This is a genomic window from Ectobacillus sp. JY-23 (assembly GCF_023022965.1).
Classification (GTDB): Bacteria; Bacillota; Bacilli; order Bacillales; family Bacillaceae_G; genus Ectobacillus.
Genome location: NZ_CP095462.1, coordinates 1,572,301 through 1,590,086, shown reverse-complemented (window position 1 = coordinate 1,590,086; position 17,786 = coordinate 1,572,301). Strand labels below are relative to the sequence as shown.

Genomic DNA, 17,786 nt, shown 5'->3' with positions numbered 1-17,786 from the left:
GAAAATAAGATGAGCGCGGTAATGAATCGTGTTACAAAAGAACAATTGGTTGCATGGCGAAGATACTTACATATGAATCCGGAGTTATCCTTTCAAGAGGAGAATACATCGCAGTTTGTATATGAAACACTACAATCTTTTCCGCATGTAGAAGTAACGCGTCCTACCAGGTATAGTGTGATGGGCAGACTAATTGGCGCCAAACCAGGGCCTGTATTGGCAATCCGAGCTGATATGGATGCTTTGGCAATTCAAGAGGAAAATGATTTTGCGTTTGTTTCACAAAAGCCAGGCGTGATGCATGCTTGCGGGCATGATGGACATACAGCTATGTTACTTGGAGCAGCGCAAGAGCTGGCGTACAGACGAGATGAACTTCAAGGAGAAGTACGATTTTTGTTTCAGCACGCAGAAGAGGAATTCCCGGGCGGCGCGCAGGAGATGGTAGACAATGGTGTTATGGATGGCGTGGATTATGTGATAGGGGCGCATCTTTGGTCTCCCATCGAGGTGGGTAAAATTGGTATCGTATACGGCAAAATGATGGCATCGCCTGATGCATTTACGATTACGGTGTCTGGTAAGGGAGGACATGCAGGTATACCACACGAAACGGTAGACTGCTTAGCAATTGGTACGCAAATTGTATCCAATTTACAGCAGATTGTCTCACGCAATACCAACCCATTTGAGCCCCTTGTTGTATCTGTTACGCAATTTCATGCCGGTACAGCCCACAACGTAATACCAGAGCATGCGACAATTGGTGGCACTGTCCGTACGATGAAACAAGAGCTGAGGGAAGAAACTGCAAAGCGTATTGAGCAAATTGTGAAAGGAATTACAGAAGCGCATGGTGCTTCCTATTCGTTTGATTTTATATACGGTTATCGACCTGTTGTAAATGCCGACGAGGTGACAAAACAGATTGAACAAACAGCAATAAAGTTATTTGGAAAAGAAGCTATTGTTTATCCAGAGCCTACAATGGGAGGAGAAGATTTTTCGGCATATTTACAAAAAGCGCCCGGCTGTTTTTTCTTCATCGGAGCGCGCAACGAGAGGAAGGGAATTGTATATCCGCATCATCATCCACGCTTTACCATTGATGAGGATTCATTGCTTATGGGAACATCTTTATTTGTGCAAGCTGCATTTGACCTACTGCAAAAATAATAAATCTTGTTGACAGATTACTAGAGAACATTTTATAATGAGTCCCATACTTATACGACTTTTAATATTTATAAAGCAATGAAGGGAATACAAGTAGGATTTACCTCCCTATTCTAGAGAGCTGATGGTTGGTGGAAATCAGTATATAGGTAAATGTGAATTTCAGTCCTGGAGCATCTTTTTCGTAGTGAAGCTATTTCATGAAGAAAAAGACGGTCATATGATCGTTAACAAAGCAAAGAGGCGGAGTTTTTCCGCAATTAGGGTGGTACCGCTTATATCTATAAGTCCCTGCTGATATATCAGCAGGGACTTTTTGTTTTTTAATTTTATATTGTATGTGATGAAGGGAATTTATAAGTGCAACAAATTTTCCAACATAACAATGATAAAAGGACGAAAGTGCAAAGATAGCTTGCTCTTTTCTCTCGTTTAAAAGGGATGTTGATTTTTTGTTTGTACCTATATAGTAGTGTGTATAATTTTGTTTGCAGAGAGCCGGTGGAGGGTGCGAACCGGTACAAATGAACACATGAATTTCGCTCCTGGAGCATCTTTTTCGTAGTGAAGCTATTTCATGAAGGGAAAGACGGTCATGTTGATCGTTAACAAAGAAGAGTGACGGATAATAAAGTGTCCGTAATCAGGGTGGTACCGCGGTTTTATCGTCCCTGCCGATATAATTCGGCAGGGACGATTTTTTATTTATGTAACAAGAAAAGGCGTGTAGTTTCCGCTTTTTTTATAAAAACTGTAGTAAAGGAGAAAACAGCATGAGCACAAATCAAACAGAGTTACAAAAAAAGCTATTGCCAAGACATATTCGTTTCATGGCACTTGGGGGAGCAATAGGAACAGGGATCTTTAAAGGCACCTCCGAAACAGTTTCCATCGCTGGGCCGGCTGTAGTACTGTCCTATATATTTGCAGGTTTGCTCTTACTTGTGGTAATGACTGCCATTGCGGAAATGGCAATAGCGTATCCAGACACAAATATGAAAGGTTTTATTCATAAGGCTTTTGGAACGCGTGTATCTTTTGTTATCGGTTGGTTGTATTGTTTTATGTGGCTTGTTGTTTGTATTATTGAGGTTATTGCTGCGGGAAGCTTTTTACAATACTGGTTTCCGTCAATACCGTTATGGACATTAAGTGTGTTATGTGCATCAGGGATTGTCGCAATTAATTTCTTAAGTGTTAAGCATTACGGAGAATTTGAATTTTGGTTTGCAGGTATTAAAATTACGATGATTGTGTTGTTCATTCTATTAGGAGCAGGTATTTTATTTGATATTATCCCAAGTAACCAAGTAGATTACTTACAAAACTATACAAATGAAGGTTTTTTTCCAAAAGGCTTTAGCGGTGTTGTCTCTGCTTTACTCGTTGTCATCTTTTCTTATGGCGGTTCAGAATTAATCGGTCTTACTTTAAATGAAACAAAAAATGCGGAGAAAGTGTTGCCTAAGGTTGTAAGAGGTGTGATTGTTAGAATTGTATTATTTTACACACTACCAATTCTTATTATTTGTGGACTTATTCCGTGGAACCAGCTTAGCGGAGATAGTAGCCCGTTTGTACAAGTATTATCGACGGTAGGTTTCTCCTCGGCTGCCCACATCATGAACTTTGTATTAATCACCGCGGTTCTCTCAGCAGCAAATTCTGGCTTATATGGATGTACACGAATGTTACATTCATTAGCAATGGAAGGAGAAGCACCTAAGTGGTTTGCTTATGTATCGAAGAAGGGAATTCCTTTATATGGATTAATATGTAGTGCAGTTATACTAATTGGCGGCTCTTTTATTGCTTATCTCTCACCAGATCGCATTTTTGGTTATCTTATGGCAATTCCCGGATTTACCGTTTCAATTGTATGGATTAGCATTTGTTTGGCTCAAGTAAAATTGCGTAAAACGTATGAAAAGCAACCCTCCTTTAAGGTATGGGGATTTCCTTATATCTCTTTATTTACAGCACTTGTGTTAACTGTTATATGTGTGATTTTTATGCTAAACCCTCAAAATAGAATTAGCATGGGTGTGTGTTTAGGTGTGCTATGCCTATTAATAATTGTTTCCGTACTAACCAAACAGAGGTCAACATAAATTACATGTAGAAGCCCGCTTGTTATAGGCGGGCTTTTGTGTGGTGAATTAAGTAATTAATTTTCTTAATTTTCAAAAAAGTATATTGATTTTTCATTTTGTCAGTGTAATACTTATATAAAAATTAAAAAAAACGTATTTTTATAAAAAGGGGAATGTACATATGAAAAAGATGAGTTTAGTAATATTGTCTACAACTTTAGCTGTCAGTATAGGACTAGCAGCATGTAGTGGAAATGAAACAGCTTCTGTCAAAAAGGCGTCAACAAATACACCTAAGCAGATTTTAAATGTAACAGAAAACGCAGAAATTCCTTCAATGGATTCTACTCTGGCAACAGATGCAGTTTCCTTTAGGGTAATGAATAATGTGTTGGAAGGATTATATCGTTTAGATCAAAATAATAAACCGCAACCGGCAATTGCGAAGTCTGTGAACATTAGTGAAGATAAGAAAACATATACATTCAAGCTTCGAGAAACAAAGTGGTCGAATGGAGATCCGCTTACTGCGCATGATTTTGTTTATGCATGGAAGCGCGCAGTAGATCCAAGTGTTGCGGCAGAATATGCTTATATTTTGTTTGATGTTAAAAATGCGGAAGAAGTAAATAATAAAAAATTGCCTGTTGATCAATTAGGCGTAAAGGCATTAGATGACTATACGTTCCAAGTAGAGCTAAAAAATCCTGTTCCTTATTTCCTGGATGTTATTACGTCACCAACGTTTTACCCTCTTAATCAAAAGTTTGTAACACAACAAGGACAGAAGCATGGTCTGGAAGCCAATACAGTTTTGTATAATGGACCGTTTGTATTAAAAGAGTGGAAACACGAGCAGAGTGTAAAACTTACAAAAAACCCTAATTATTGGGATAAAGATGAAGTGAAGCTGGAGGAAGTTAATATCAATATCGTAAAAGATGTATCAGCAGCAGTAAATCTTTATCAGTCTAAAGAAATTGATAAAGTCGATTTAAGCTCTGAGTTTGTGGATAAGTACAAAAGTAGTAAAGAGTTGAAAACTAAACTCGATTTCAGAAGCTACTTTTTGCGTTTAAATGAAAAAAATAAACTATTTGCTAATGCGAATGCCCGTAAAGCAATCAGCTTGGTCATTGATAAAAAGCAAATTACAGATGTTATTTTAAACAATGGCTCCATTCCGTCGGATTATCTTGTTCCTAAAAATATGTCTAATGGGCCGGATGGGAAAGATTTTCGTGCCACTGCAGGTACATATAACAAGATAAACATTGCAGAAGGCAAAAAGTTATGGGAAGAAGCGAAAAAAGAAACGGGAGTAGATAAGGTCACAATTCAGCTGTTGAATTATGATAATGAAGATGCAAAGAAGATTGGAGAATACTTAAAAGAGCAATTGGAAAAGAACCTAAACGGTCTGACCATTACAATTTCTCAGCAACCATTTGCACAAAAACTTGATCAGGAAAAGAAGATGGATTATGAGATGTCCTTATCCAGCTGGGGCTACGATTATCCAGATCCTATGACGTTTTTAGATATGTTTGTAACGGACGGTGCATTTAATCAAACTGGATACACCAATCCTACGTATGACCAATTAATTCTGGATGCCAAAGGGAAACTACTGTATGACTTGCCCGCGCGCTGGGAAGCTTTAAAGAAAGCAGAGAAAATCTTGCTTGAGGATGCGGCAATTGTACCAATCTATCAAAAAGGAGCTTCATATCTTCTTCGCTCTAATGTAAAAGGATTTTATTACGCATCAGCTCTTGATACGTATAAATACGTATACATTGATTAAGTTAATGTTAAAAGAACAGCCATATGGGAGGCTGTTCTTTTTGAATTTAGTTTCATTAAAAAGAACTTTTAATAAGTTAGGTTAAGAGGTTTTTACATAAGCAATCTATTGAAAGTTTCTTTCGCATATATATAAGGGGGAGAGGAGGCGAATGATGTATTTGCATGGAACGAGCAAAATCAATGAGCAGGGGTATTTAGAGATAGGCGGTGTGGAAGCAGAGGAAATTGCCATGCAATATGGTACACCTGTTTTGGTGTATGACGAAGAGCTAATTCGTATGCAGTGTCGTAAGTATAAGGAGGCTTTTTCCAAGAGCGGTTTTTCGTATAAGGTTTCATATGCGAGTAAGGCCTTTCTTTGTAAGCAACTGGTGAAGCTGATTGAAGAAGAAGGATTTGCACTGGATGTTGTATCAGGAGGAGAATTATATACCGCACTGCAAGCCGGTTTTCCTGCTGAGCGTATCCATTTCCATGGCAATAATAAGACAGTTCAAGAAATGCAGATGGGGTTAGAAGCGCATATTGGCTGCTTTGTGGTGGACAATTTTTGGGAACTGGAGCTGTTGCATACATTAGCTGAACAGCGCCGGCAAAAGGTTGATATTTTACTGCGTATCACACCGGGAATAGAGGCAAGTACACATGCATATATAACGACAGGACAGGACGATTCTAAGTTCGGGTTTAGTGTAAAGAACGGGCAAGCTATGCAAGCAGCTCGTATTGCTGCAAAGCAGCCTTTTTATAATTTGATTGGGGTTCATTGCCACATAGGTTCGCAAATTTTTGAAACAGTGGGATTTGTAAAAGCAGTAGAGGTTATGACATGCTTTTTTAAACGTGTACAGGAAGAAGGTCATCGCATGCATGTGCTAAATTTAGGGGGAGGGTTCGGCATTCGCTATAACGAAGATGATGGACCTTTGCCAATAAAAGAATATATTGAAGCGATGATAAAAGAAGTTGAGAAAGCTTTTTACAAGGAAAAGGATCTACCTGCTATTTGGATTGAGCCGGGGCGCAGTATTGTAGGAGAAGCGGGTACGACACTTTATACAATTGGTGCCATCAAAGAAATTCCAGGTGTTCGCAAATATATTTCGGTGGATGGAGGCATAAGTGACAATATTCGGCCCGCTCTGTATAAAGCACGGCATGAAGCGATGATTGCCAATCGGAATGACGAGCAAAAGGAATTGGTTTCCGTTGCGGGCAAGTGCTGTGAATCTGGAGATATGCTAGTTTGGGATATCTTGCTTCCTAAAGTAAGAAGCGGTGATATTTTGGCAGTTTCATGTACAGGTGCTTACACGTATGCGATGTCAAATAACTATAATAAAATGCCGCGCCCAGCAGTTGTGTTTATCAGCGGTGGTAAAGTAAGGCAAGTGATTAGAAGAGAGACATACGAGGATTTATTACGAAACGAACTATAAATACACGAAAACCTTACGCAAAATGCGTAAGGTTTTTCAGAGTGTCTTGTTATAGCACATGTAGTAAGGTAAAGCCTAGCATTGATAACAGTAAGGATCCTATTAAAGTGGCTAAAAACACCTTGCTCCCTTTTTGCTGAAAAGCCTTTATATTTACACTTATTCCCATGCCGGCCATCGCCATCGCCATAAGAAGATAAGCGCATGTTATAAGCAGATCTACAATTCCTTTCGGGATTATATGCAGTGAGTTAACCCCGCTCATCGCAAGAAATCCGAAAATAAACCAAGGAATAGGAACGGAATGCTTAGCGTCGTTGGTGACAGAATCGCGTCTTGTCCACCATATACCGATAAGAAGCGCTACAGGTATTAATAATGCCACGCGCGTCAGCTTGACAATAATAGCTGTATCTAGGGCTACGCTTCCACCCGGAGCGGCTGCTGCTACAACGTGTGCAATTTCATGAAGCGTGCCGCCCGCCAACACACCGTACGCATTGGCAGACAAGGATAAGATAGGATACAGCAACGTGTATGCAATTGTAAAAATTGTTCCGAGCACAGCGACTGTGGCAATGCCTAAAGTTGTTTCTTCCTCAGACGCTTTCACTTGCGGCGCAATGGCAGCTATCGCTGCCGCGCCACAAATTGCTGTGCCGCAAGCTGTTAGTATGCCAATTTTTTCATCGCCGCCTAGCCATTTAGTGAGCGCGTATATCATTGCGATTGTAAATACGATATGAATCACAGCAATTAGGAATACTTTAGGTCCAGCTTGTACAATGTCTTGAAAATCGAGGCGCATGCCAAGGAGAATAATGCCAAACCGAAGCAATACCTTGCTGGAAAAAGCTGTTCCTACGTTTGGTGTGCCCCCTGCACTTCTCCAAAGCATGCCGAGTATCATAGCAATGACAAGTTGTCCTACAATATGCAATAAAGGTAGCTGCGCCGCAAATTTTGCCATGATTGCCAGGGCAAGTGTAATTGTAATACCTTTATAAAAGGTCAATCGTTTTTGTTTTGTAGCTGTTATGAGTTGTTCTGTCATGATGTCACCTCTTCTTACTCGTACCTGTTTACTATACGAACTTTCAGAGCGGAAGGGAAGAGTGAATACATTTTATTTTGCTTCAATACGATGAAGCGCTTCATAGATAGCATGTACCGCAAGCGCATCGTCTTGAGCACGGTGGGCATTTGAAATCGTATGTCCAAAATAAGAAGCAACGTCTCCTAGCTTGAATGAAGCAATTTTATATTCCTGTTTCGCGCGTGCCAGCCTTTTTCTAGCGATGGCAAGTGTATCAACAGCAGGAATATTCCATTCTCCTTCTGTGTAGTGTTTTAAGAACGTAAGGTCAAAGGATAAATTGTGCGCAATAAGTGGACTCGTTTCTACAAAGCTATAAAATGCTTGTAATGCTTCTTGTACAGAGGGTGCATTTGCGACATGCGCTTGTGTAATGCCTGTTAAGTTTGTAATGTGTCTTGGTATGTAGGAGTTCGGTTTTACAAAGGTCTGGAACAAAGATACAGGTTCACCTGATAATACCTTTACTGCGGCAATCTCAATGATTTCTGCACCTCTAGCAGGATGAAAACCTGTTGTTTCTAAGTCAAACGCTACATATTCACGATAGGGCTTCATATCTTTTCACTCTCTCCATATAAACTTTCTTTTATTATATCTTGGTGAGAAAAGAAAAGCTTGTTGCATACAACAAAAAAGATGGCTATACGCAGCCACCTAGGAGGAAGTCCATTCCCCGCCGTTCACATGCAGTGTTTGCCCCGTTACGTACCGAGAGTCGTCTGATGCAAGATAAACGTATGTGGGAGCAAGTTCAAATGGTTGTCCGTGCCTTTGCATTGGGTTTGTGACAATTGCCACTTGATCAGTCGAAAAGCTCGATGGAATCAATGGAGTCCATACGCGTCCGGGGGCTACGGCGTTTACGCGAATGCCTTTATCCACTAGGTTGTTCGCCAACGCTGCCCTAATTGTTCAATTCGAGTTTTTGTTCGATTGGCATCTTCGTGTTCATCTAAGTAAGAAATTGCTACGTATTAACATGAGACTTTAACAGTCAATCATAAAATAAGAGCTTGCACCGAGTGTGCAAGCTCTTATTTGCATAACGCATGTAGGTGCTGTAGTACAATGTTTTTCATCATATCGGGAGACAGCTTATCAGGCTGCATAATGCGGTGTAAAGCTAGCCCGTCGATGAGTGCAAATAGCATTGTACTTTCTACGTTTCTGTCAATAGAACGTTTAATAAATCCATTTTCCACTAATGCATCAATAATCATCCTAACTGCACGCTTCGTCTCGTCATATACCTGTGAAGCAAGTGGCTGCATGCCTTTATCTGTGAGCGCTTTGAGATGAAAAACAGTCCACACCTCCATTTCCGCACGGCGCTCATCATCGAGCGGTAATAGTTCGAATAATAACGTTTGTGCATCTTCAAATGGGTTACCTGTAAAGCGAATAGCGGCAACTCTGTCATATACACGATCACTGACGAGCCTCATAGAAAACTGAAATAATTCAGATTGACTTGAAAAATAGTATCGCATGGAACCCGGTGAAATACCTGCTTCTTCGGCCACTTTTCGTACAGTTACACTTTCAATACCATCGCGTCTAATAAGTCGCCAGGCGGCCTCGGCTAGCTTTTGTTTTTGTTTATGGTGATCTACGATTTTTGGCATGTTTTTATTATACCACTGTTGCCTTTTTTAATACAAATGTGTTACATTGTTTTTAATACAATTGTATTAAAAAAGGAGTGGTTAACATACTCTGGCTTATTATAGCTTGTGAAATTGGATTTTGGGTGTTTGTTGTTTTGGGACTATGCTTTAGATATATATTAGGGCAAAAGAAAATAGGAGCCTTACTTTTGTGGTGTACTCCAGTTATTGATTTAGTTTTGCTTACTTTAACGGTAATAGATTTAAAAGGTGGTAAATCGGCAACCTTTTTTCATGGTGCGGCAGCTTACTATATAGGCATGACAATGGCGTTTGGTCAGGTGTTAATTAGGTGGGCGGATGAACGATTTGCATATCAATTTGCAGATGGAGCGCTTCCGACCCGGCAACCTAAGTATGGGCGAGCGCATGCGGCAAGAGAACGAAAGGGATGGTATAGGCATCTGATCGGCTGGGCGATTGGAAACATCTTATTAGTGAGCATGATTGTGTTGGTAGGAAATCAAGAGAGGACAGAGGCATTATACCAAGTTATGCAATTATGGGGATTACTCTTAGCCATAGACTTTGTATGGAGTTTTAGCTACAGTGTATTTCCTAAAAAAGAAAAGAACACTGCTGTATAAAAAACAGACGATTTTTTTTTTCTATTCCTTTTCTTTTGCCAACTTGTCTTTATCCTTTGTTCCCGGAGGCTGCTCTAGCCAATTATTTTGAATCATAAGATAAGCGTCGTCTTTTGCATACTTGGCGATTTCGAGAGAGAGTCTTTCGTAACTTAAAACAAGATCGCTTCTTTGACTAGCAGCCGCGGCTGTTCCATAGTTTCCTATTCCAGCGGCACCGAGAAATGACATATGAAACATCATTAATTTATCTGAAAAAATGGATGTAGTTGAATGAGTAATGCATACATCTGGTGAACCTGGAACAATCGTATCGTTATCAACGAGAGCTGATGAAAATATTTTCACATGTTTGTTGCTCAGTTCCTTGCCTTGTAACATATACTCTTGTACCCTTAGGGTTTGTGATGTTTGAGCGAGGCTGGTTGCCAGTTTTGCGCCGATGGAATTGGTTGGGATGTTCATGTAAAGGTGTGAAATCTCAATGGCATTAAGCGGTCTCGGTTTGGAAAAAGGGTTGCTACCGCTTAAATATTTTTGCTATCAATGTAATCAGTTTCCATAGGTAACATAATATAGGGCGCACGCACAAATATACCTTAGAACAGCGATTTCAGATTAGGTAAGATGAATCTGTTTTTCGGAAAAAGAAACAATCCTCCTTTATTATGTAGCGTGGTATTTATGTATATGAGTAGTTTTTCCTAAAACGAACTGTATATGCTAGTTGAGGAACCCTTTTGTACATAGAAAGCAATATGGATGTTCTTGCGCATACTCTTATTAAGATGGAAAGGGCTACAAATAGTTCTATTCGACCTGAATACATTGTAACTGAAAAGAAAAGGGTATATATGTCCTTGAACAGGTAACAAATCTAAAGATTAGCGTTGTTTCTTTAGAAATGTTCTTAAAGAATAGGCTGTGTTAAAGTTCGTTGTTGATTTCTGTTACAGGGTGCGCTTTCCGCGGGCGGTCAGGGAACCTCCTCAGCGCTATGCGCCTGCGAGGTCTCCCCTTGACTCGCTTTTCCCGTAGGAGTCTCACCCCTTCACTCCCATCAACAAGTACAAATAATCAACATTGGGCTTTAACACAGCCAAAGAATAAAGAATCATTAGAAATGGCAAGGTCGTTCAAAGAAACGAATTCGATTTAAAATATGAAAAAACGTGGGGATAGTCCACCACGTTTTTGGTTTATGTATTAGTCGCTTCAAGCTTTGATCTTAGTTCACTCAGAACCTTTTTTCGTTCTTCATAGTCTTCATCTTCTCCACTTTCAGCCCAAAGTTCTAAGTCTGCGCCTTGATTAATTAAGTCGATGGCTTTTACGCGAATTTCTTCTTGCAGCACATTTTTTTCTAGTTGCGCAGCTGCGAGTCCGGTGTATACCCAGGAAATTACTTCTAGGTCTTCTTCTTCAAACTCCTCTAAATGCGTATCTAATACTTGCTGTGTTGCTTCTTGAACTGATAATCCTTCTTCTAAGAATTCGAAAAAATCATCTCTCACATCACAAGTTGTATCATTATCAAATATGCCGGTTCCCCAAGCTCCCATCCATTGTCACTCCTTTAATACAGAAATAGAATTCTTACTCTACTTAACTATACTATATTTGAGTAAATTCAGATATTTTATTTATCGCAAGAAAAATAAGATGTCTCATGGGTGTAATTTATGATGAAGACTTATATGAAAAAAGGAGTTGGTATCTCCGCCTAAATACATTTAAGGAGTATGATGTAAAAAATACGTGAATGGTTAAAATTCTTATTTTTTATTGCTTCGTCATACGATGTTACTTGCCGTTCATGTGTCATACCCCTTCACCGCTAGCGCAACTAATCTGCTCATAAACCGCTATATATTTATTTCCGCATTTGGTACAAACAAGGACATTCCTGCAACTGCATACATTTAGTAACGAACACGATTTTGACGGGGGTGAAGAAGTGAGTATATTGGCTGCAATTGGATACTTAGTTCGGGAATTAATCTTGTTTGTTTCCTACGTAAAAAACAACGCATTCCCGCAGCCGCTGTCACCGGATGATGAAAGAAAATATTTAGAATTGATGGAGCAGGGAGATGCGGAGGCGCGTAATATTTTAATCGAACATAACTTGCGCCTTGTGGCTCATATTGTTAAGAAATTTGAAAACACTGGTGAAGACGCTGAAGACCTTATCTCAATTGGAACAATTGGGCTAATTAAGGCAATTGAAAGCTACTCCCAAGGAAAGGGAACGAAGCTCGCAACGTACGCAGCAAGGTGTATTGAAAATGAGATTCTTATGCATCTCCGTGCGCTCAAAAAAACGAAAAAGGATATATCCTTGCATGATCCAATCGGGCAAGATAAGGAAGGGAATGAAATATCATTAATTGATATCTTAAAATCGGAATCAGAGGATGTCATTGATACAATTCAACTTAGTATGGAACTAGAAAAGATTAGAGAGTATATTGATATTTTGGATGACCGAGAAAAAGAGGTGATTGTAAATCGCTTTGGATTGGGATTAGAGAAGGAAAAAACACAACGTGAGATTGCAAAGGAACTTGGTATTTCGCGGAGCTACGTATCTCGTATTGAAAAACGAGCACTTATGAAGATGTTTCATGAATTTGTAAGAGCAGAAAAAGACAAGAAAAACAGCAAATCCTAACGTTATTGTTAGGATTTTTTATTTGCATGAGAGAGAAAATGACGGACTTGCAGTAGATTCTATATAAAATTTGGCATATAATAACGTTTAATTGTATTTATAAAATACCTTTAGGAGGATTTACAGATTGCGACGCACATTTTATCGCTTATTTATTGAATTAACGAACGGCCGCTTTACATCTTACCTGTTGCGCAAGTTTACACAATCGCGCCTGAGTGCATTTCTCATTCCTTCGTACGCACGTGTGTTTCGAATTCAACAGGATGAAATGGAGCGCGAGTTACGAGAATATAAAACGCTGCATGAATTGTTTACAAGGCGTTTGCAGCCTGGGCGACGCACCATTGACACCGCACCGGATAGTGTAGTAAGTCCTGTAGACGGTATGCTAGAAGACTACGGCGCCATTACAGATGAAAAGCAGTTTGTAATCAAAGGTAAGACGTATTCCATTGTAGATATGCTTGGTACGAATGAAAGAGCGGAAACTTATGGCGGCGGTACATATATGGTGTTATATTTAAGTCCGAGTCACTATCATCGTATCCATAGTCCTGTATCGGGAACAGTACGAGAGCGGTTTGTGTTAGGACGGAAATCATATCCGGTAAATCAGCTTGGCTTACGCTACGGTAAAGAACCGCTTTCTAAAAATTATCGTTCGGTCACAGAGCTTGTAACAGAAAGCAGTCGCATTGCTATGGTAAAAGTAGGTGCCATGTTTGTAAATAGCATTGAACTTCTTCACGAACGAGATGCTGTTGAGAAAGGTGAAGAAATGGCCTACTTTACATTTGGGTCCACTGTTGTTTTATTATTTGAAAAGAATACTGTTGTGCTGGATCATCTGGACAAAGGCAAAGGTATTCGAGTGGGCGAGCGTTTAGGACGTATGCTATAATTAGTGAGAAAATGATTTGATGGTAAGGGGAAAGAGCCGTCTGATTTTAGGGAGGGCTCTTTTTACGCTTGCTGTACAGGTTGCTTAGGCTTGTCCTGTAAAGAGCGACGAATCATTTCTTGTTGAATCAGTAAAATGAACTCAGGATTTAATTTCAGCTCTTTTGCTTTATAATAAGATTCAGTAAGTAATTTATCAGATAATCTTTGCATCATTTTCACACCTCCGATTAGTAGGTAAGCAGAATGGGTCTGCTTGGGTATAATGTACCAAATCTTACCCACCAATACAAACGCTTGTTTGTCCACATGTCTCAGTGGATAACCTGTGTGATAGTTGTGTGTAAATTTGAAATTCGCTTAATATTTCTGTGTGGAAAATGTGTAAAAGGTTATCCACAGCACAAGTTGCGAAAAATGCTGTCGAAACATTTTTATGAATAACTGTTATAAATAAGAGGTGTAACCATGTTAAAACTGTTTTTACCAAGTGAGTATGTTAAAAATGTTTATCATATCACACCAGCAGCTCTAAAAGAGCGAGGTGTGAAAGGAATTATTACCGATCTTGATAATACTCTGATTGAATGGGACCGACCAAGCGCAACGCCGCAATTAATTCAATGGTTTAAAGAAATGCAAGATGCGGGCATTAAGGTCACAATCGTATCTAATAATAATGAAAAACGAGTACGCTTCTTTTCGGACCCACTGCAGATTCCATTTATCTATAAAGCAAGAAAACCGATGGGAAAAGCTTTTCGCAGGGCATTAAAAGCAATGGAACTGAAGCCGGAAGAAGTGGTGGTGGTAGGCGATCAATTGCTTACAGATGTACTCGGAGGAAATCGGATGGGGTTGCATACCATTTTGGTTGTGCCTGTTGCCCAGTCTGACGGTTTTGTAACACGTTTTAATCGTAAAATTGAAAGAAGAATCATGAGTAACCTAAAACGACAGGGCTTGATTCAATGGGAGGAATAAGATTTTGATAGAAGCAGTGAAATGTGTAGGATGTGGTGTGACGATTCAAACAGAGGATCCAAATAAACTTGGCTATGCACCACCGTCTGCACTTGAGAAAGAAGAAGTAATATGTCAGCGTTGTTTTCGTTTAAAGCACTACAATGAAATTCAAGATGTGGAGCTAACTGATGATGATTTTTTACGTATTTTAAATGGTATCGGACAAACGGATGCTCTTGTGGTTAAAATCGTAGATATCTTCGACTTTAATGGAAGCTGGCTTCCAGGATTGCACCGTTTTATTGGTAACAATAAAGTGTTGCTAGTAGGAAACAAATCTGATCTAATTCCTAAATCTGTGCGTCCAGAGAAAATGATTCATTGGATGAAGTATAGCGCCAAACAACTGGGGCTAAAGCCTGCAGATGTATTCTTAATCAGCTCTGCTAAGGGTCACGGCATTCGTGAATTAGCGCAAGCAATTGATGAGCATCGTGAAGGTAAAGATGTGTATGTGGTTGGCTGTACTAATGTAGGAAAATCAACATTTATCAATCGCATGATTAAAGAATTTAGCGAAGAAACGAACAATGTAATTACGACATCACATTTTCCTGGAACTACGCTCGACTTAATTGACATTCCCCTTGATCAGACATCTTCTATGTATGATACACCAGGAATTATTAATCATCATCAGATGGCGCATTTTGTGGGCAAACACAGCTTGAAGATAATTACTCCGACGAAGGAAGTCAAAGCGAAAACGTTTCAATTGAATGAAGAGCAAACTTTATTCTTTGGAGGAATGGCTCGTTTTGACTATATCAAAGGCGGCCGTCGTCCGTTTGTATGTTACGTATCTAATCAAGTGAACATTCATCGTACAAAGCTTGAAAAAGCGGATGAATTGTATCGTGAACATGCTGGCGAGTTACTGAGTCCGCCTTCACCTGAGGAGCTTGCTAACTTTCCGGAATTGATTCGTCATGAGTTCATGATTCGCGAACCGAAAACGGATATTGTTATATCAGGTCTCGGTTGGATTACTGTAAATGAAGCCGGTGCTAAAGTGGCGGTTCATGTACCGAAAGGTGTCAGTGCATCTTTACGAAAATCACTTATTTAAGGGGAGCGCTATGAGACGTTTATATGGTGTAATTGGAGATCCGATCGGGCATTCTTTATCGCCCGCCATGCACAACGATGCGTTTTTACATCAAGACATAGATGCGCATTATGAAGCGTTTCATATTAAAGAAGCAGAGCTTGCAGATGCGATTCAGAAATTGCGTGTAAAACAAATTGATGGTTTTAATGTTACAACACCACACAAAGAAACCATTATGGGACATTTGGACGAAATAGACGATTTAGCGAAGCGTATCGGAGCTGTTAATACAGTTGTGCGCAGGGGAAACAGACTTATCGGCTATAACACCGATGGTATTGGTTATGTTCGTGCACTACAAGAACTGAGTGGTGCTGTTACCGATAAACGGATTTTGTTGATTGGTGCGGGCGGTGCATGTAAAGCGATTTACTTTTCATTAGCTTCAGTTGGGGCTAAATATGTAGATATAGCAAATCGTACGACTGCACGAGCGCAAGCTATAGTAGCTTCTGGAAAGCTGAGTTCGCGTGTATTTACACCGCAGAAAGTGAATCTTGAAGCATATGATATCATTATTAATACGACAACAGTGGGGATGTACCCGCAGGTGAATGAAACACCTGTTTTTGTACAGTCTGTAAAACAACATGCAGTTGTTTCAGATATTATTTACAACCCGTTTGAAACGAAACTTCTTCAAGATGCCAAGCGAGCCGGAGCAATTGTGCAAAACGGAATAGATATGTTTGTGTATCAAGGGGCGTTGGCATTTGAATTATGGACAGGTATATGGCCGGATGTTAATCGAATGAAAAAGCTTGTAATTCAAAAACTCGGAGGTTGACATATGTTAACAGGAAAACAAAAGCGTTATTTACGTGCGCAGGCACATCATCTTTCTCCTATTTTTCAAGTAGGAAAAGGCGGCGTAAATGAAAATATGATAAAACAAATTCAAGAAGCGTTAGAAGTGAGGGAATTAATTAAGGTGAGCGTGCTTCAAAATTGTGATGAGGATCGTCATGAAGTAGCAGAGGCGCTTTCTGAAGGCGCTGGAGCGGAGTTAGTACAAGTAATTGGCAGCACAATTGTATTATACAAAGAATCCAGAGAGAACAAACAAATCGTTTTACCATGAAGAAAATAGGAATCATCGGCGGTACATTTGATCCCCCGCACAACGGACACCTTCTCATTGCAAATGAAGTAAGGCATGCTTTAGAGCTGGAGGAAGTCTGGTTTATGCCCAATCGAGTTCCTCCCCATAAGCAGGACAGAAAAATTGCCAGTGAAGCGCACCGGGTAACTATGCTAGAGTTGGCGTTGAACGGAGTTACCAATACAGCCATCTGTAAAGAGGAATTACATGGAAATGGACCTTCTTATACGTATGATACAATAAAAAGGCTGTGCGGTAAGTATCCGGAACGCGAGTTTTATTTTATAATCGGTGGGGATATGGTAGAATATCTCCCGAAATGGTACCGTATAGACGAATTATTAAAACTCATTACATTCGTAGGAGTAACGAGACCGGGTTATTCGCTATCGTCTCCATATCCGCTCATTCGTCTAGAGATTCCAGAGTTTGCAGTGTCTTCTTCTCTTTTGCGAGAGCGTTTTGCGAAGGGTGAGACAACAGCGTACTTGTTGCCGGAAGACGTACGCAACTATATTGAAAGGAATGAGTTGTATGGAACAAAAGGAAGCGCTGGAAATTGTTCGAAAACAACTTCATGATAAGCGTTATGTTCATACGATAGGAGTTATGGAAACCGCTATACAACTGGCTCGTCGGTTTGGAGCAGATGAAAAAAAAGCAGAACTAGCCGCCATTTTTCATGATTACGCAAAATGCCGACCTATTCGTGAGATGCAAGAAATTATTGGAAGAGAAAGCATGCCAAAGGACTTGCTTGATTATAATAAGGAGCTTTGGCATGCACCGGTGGGAGCTTACCTTGTTCAAGAGGAGGTAGGTATCTATGACAAAGACATTTTACAAGCGATTGCGTATCATACAAGTGGACATACAGAGATGACATTGTTAGATAAAGTAGTATGGGTAGCTGATTATATTGAGCCGGGCCGGCAATTCCCTGGTGTTGAGCAAGTAAGAGAATTAGCGGAGCAAGATTTGGATGCCGCATTGCTACAGGCGTTGAAAAACACAATTACGTATCTGCTACAAAAGAATCAGCGTGTATATCCACTTACATTTCATACGTATAACGCACTACTCAAGGAGGAATAGACTGA

At 39.9% G+C, this 17,786-nt stretch carries 19 protein-coding genes, 1 pseudogene and 2 other annotated features; of the genes and pseudogenes, 13 read left to right on the top strand and 7 right to left on the bottom strand.

All coding sequences use genetic code 11. The annotated features are described in order from the left end of the window. Positions 1–9: 9 nt before the first annotated feature. The 4 genes from MUG87_RS08300 to lysA all read left to right on the top strand — a co-directional run bounded on the left by MUG87_RS08300 (position 10) and on the right by lysA (position 6,517). A complete protein-coding gene (locus MUG87_RS08300) occupies positions 10–1,176 on the top strand; it encodes a M20 family metallopeptidase (RefSeq protein ID WP_281503684.1) in 1,167 nt (388 codons plus the stop codon). 69 nt (positions 1,177–1,245) lie between these two features. Next, positions 1,246–1,472: a binding site (T-box leader), on the top strand. 156 nt (positions 1,473–1,628) lie between these two features. After that, positions 1,629–1,852: a binding site (T-box leader), on the top strand. 97 nt (positions 1,853–1,949) lie between these two features. Next, entirely contained in the window at positions 1,950–3,287 is a 1,338-nt protein-coding gene (locus MUG87_RS08295) for an amino acid permease (protein WP_247087007.1), read from the top strand. A gap of 163 nt (positions 3,288–3,450) precedes the next feature. Further along, positions 3,451–5,076: a peptide ABC transporter substrate-binding protein gene (locus MUG87_RS08290; RefSeq protein ID WP_247087006.1), complete on the top strand. Its 1,626-nt coding sequence runs from the start codon at positions 3,451–3,453 to the stop codon at positions 5,074–5,076. Between the two features lie 154 nt (positions 5,077–5,230). After that, positions 5,231–6,517, top strand: a complete 1,287-nt coding sequence (lysA, locus tag MUG87_RS08285) for a diaminopimelate decarboxylase (protein ID WP_247087599.1) — start codon at positions 5,231–5,233, stop codon at positions 6,515–6,517. 49 nt (positions 6,518–6,566) lie between these two features. Here the strand turns inward: lysA and MUG87_RS08280 are convergent, their stop codons facing one another. From MUG87_RS08280 to MUG87_RS08265, 4 genes and pseudogenes are all read right to left on the bottom strand, one after another. Further along, positions 6,567–7,571, bottom strand: coding sequence for a YeiH family protein (locus MUG87_RS08280; RefSeq protein WP_247087005.1), 1,005 nt, complete (start codon positions 7,569–7,571; stop codon positions 6,567–6,569). 72 nt (positions 7,572–7,643) lie between these two features. Further along, complete coding sequence (locus tag MUG87_RS08275; protein ID WP_247087004.1) at positions 7,644–8,171, bottom strand: 3'-5' exonuclease; 528 nt, start codon at positions 8,169–8,171, stop codon at positions 7,644–7,646. A gap of 99 nt (positions 8,172–8,270) precedes the next feature. After that, positions 8,271–8,516 (bottom strand): annotated as a pseudogene (locus MUG87_RS08270) (SDR family oxidoreductase); the annotation flags it as partial. Positions 8,517–8,650: 134 nt separating this feature from the next. Next, complete coding sequence (locus MUG87_RS08265) at positions 8,651–9,241, bottom strand: TetR/AcrR family transcriptional regulator (protein WP_247087003.1); 591 nt, start codon at positions 9,239–9,241, stop codon at positions 8,651–8,653. A 191-nt stretch (positions 9,242–9,432) separates the two neighbouring features. Here MUG87_RS08265 and MUG87_RS08260 point away from each other — a divergent pair, with 191 nt between their 5' ends. Next, the gene (locus MUG87_RS08260) at positions 9,433–9,870 is read left to right on the top strand and encodes a 2TM domain-containing protein (protein ID WP_368042564.1); all 438 of its coding nucleotides are present in this window, start codon (positions 9,433–9,435) and stop codon (positions 9,868–9,870) included. A gap of 21 nt (positions 9,871–9,891) precedes the next feature. Here MUG87_RS08260 and MUG87_RS08255 read toward each other — a convergent pair whose 3' ends face one another. Further along, positions 9,892–10,335, bottom strand: a complete 444-nt coding sequence (locus MUG87_RS08255; protein ID WP_368042563.1) for a DUF3231 family protein — start codon at positions 10,333–10,335, stop codon at positions 9,892–9,894. A gap of 734 nt (positions 10,336–11,069) precedes the next feature. Continuing rightward, positions 11,070–11,432, bottom strand: a complete 363-nt coding sequence (locus tag MUG87_RS08250) for a DUF4259 domain-containing protein (RefSeq protein ID WP_124563323.1) — start codon at positions 11,430–11,432, stop codon at positions 11,070–11,072. 395 nt (positions 11,433–11,827) lie between these two features. Here MUG87_RS08250 and sigK point away from each other — a divergent pair, with 395 nt between their 5' ends. Both sigK and MUG87_RS08240 read left to right on the top strand, forming a co-directional pair. Further along, the gene (gene sigK, locus MUG87_RS08245) at positions 11,828–12,544 is read left to right on the top strand and encodes an RNA polymerase sporulation sigma factor SigK (RefSeq protein WP_247087001.1); all 717 of its coding nucleotides are present in this window, start codon (positions 11,828–11,830) and stop codon (positions 12,542–12,544) included. 127 nt (positions 12,545–12,671) lie between these two features. Further along, the gene (locus MUG87_RS08240; RefSeq protein WP_247087000.1) at positions 12,672–13,448 is read left to right on the top strand and encodes a phosphatidylserine decarboxylase; all 777 of its coding nucleotides are present in this window, start codon (positions 12,672–12,674) and stop codon (positions 13,446–13,448) included. A 62-nt stretch (positions 13,449–13,510) separates the two neighbouring features. Here the strand turns inward: MUG87_RS08240 and MUG87_RS08235 are convergent, their stop codons facing one another. Beyond that, positions 13,511–13,660 carry a sporulation histidine kinase inhibitor Sda gene (locus MUG87_RS08235; protein ID WP_124563326.1) on the bottom strand — a complete coding sequence of 50 codons (150 nt, stop codon included), beginning with the start codon at positions 13,658–13,660 and terminating at the stop codon, positions 13,511–13,513. A gap of 255 nt (positions 13,661–13,915) precedes the next feature. Here MUG87_RS08235 and MUG87_RS08230 point away from each other — a divergent pair, with 255 nt between their 5' ends. Genes MUG87_RS08230 through yqeK form a run of 6 tightly spaced genes read left to right on the top strand, consistent with a single transcriptional unit; the run spans position 13,916 to position 17,781 of the window. Then, positions 13,916–14,431 (top strand): YqeG family HAD IIIA-type phosphatase, encoded by a 516-nt coding sequence (locus MUG87_RS08230; RefSeq protein WP_247086999.1) that lies wholly within the window; start codon positions 13,916–13,918, stop codon positions 14,429–14,431. 4 nt (positions 14,432–14,435) lie between these two features. Continuing rightward, positions 14,436–15,542, top strand: coding sequence for a ribosome biogenesis GTPase YqeH (yqeH, locus tag MUG87_RS08225; RefSeq protein ID WP_247086998.1), 1,107 nt, complete (start codon positions 14,436–14,438; stop codon positions 15,540–15,542). A 10-nt stretch (positions 15,543–15,552) separates the two neighbouring features. Further along, positions 15,553–16,371, top strand: a complete 819-nt coding sequence (aroE, locus tag MUG87_RS08220) for a shikimate dehydrogenase (RefSeq protein WP_247086997.1) — start codon at positions 15,553–15,555, stop codon at positions 16,369–16,371. A gap of 3 nt (positions 16,372–16,374) precedes the next feature. Beyond that, a complete protein-coding gene (yhbY, locus tag MUG87_RS08215) occupies positions 16,375–16,665 on the top strand; it encodes a ribosome assembly RNA-binding protein YhbY (protein ID WP_247086996.1) in 291 nt (96 codons plus the stop codon). Then, positions 16,662–17,267 carry a nicotinate-nucleotide adenylyltransferase gene (locus MUG87_RS08210; protein ID WP_247086995.1) on the top strand — a complete coding sequence of 202 codons (606 nt, stop codon included), beginning with the start codon at positions 16,662–16,664 and terminating at the stop codon, positions 17,265–17,267. The genes yhbY and MUG87_RS08210 overlap by 4 nt, the downstream gene beginning before the upstream one ends. After that, positions 17,221–17,781: a bis(5'-nucleosyl)-tetraphosphatase (symmetrical) YqeK gene (gene yqeK / locus MUG87_RS08205; RefSeq protein ID WP_247086994.1), complete on the top strand. Its 561-nt coding sequence runs from the start codon at positions 17,221–17,223 to the stop codon at positions 17,779–17,781. Before MUG87_RS08210 ends, yqeK begins: the two co-directional genes overlap by 47 nt. Positions 17,782–17,786: the final 5 nt, after the last annotated feature.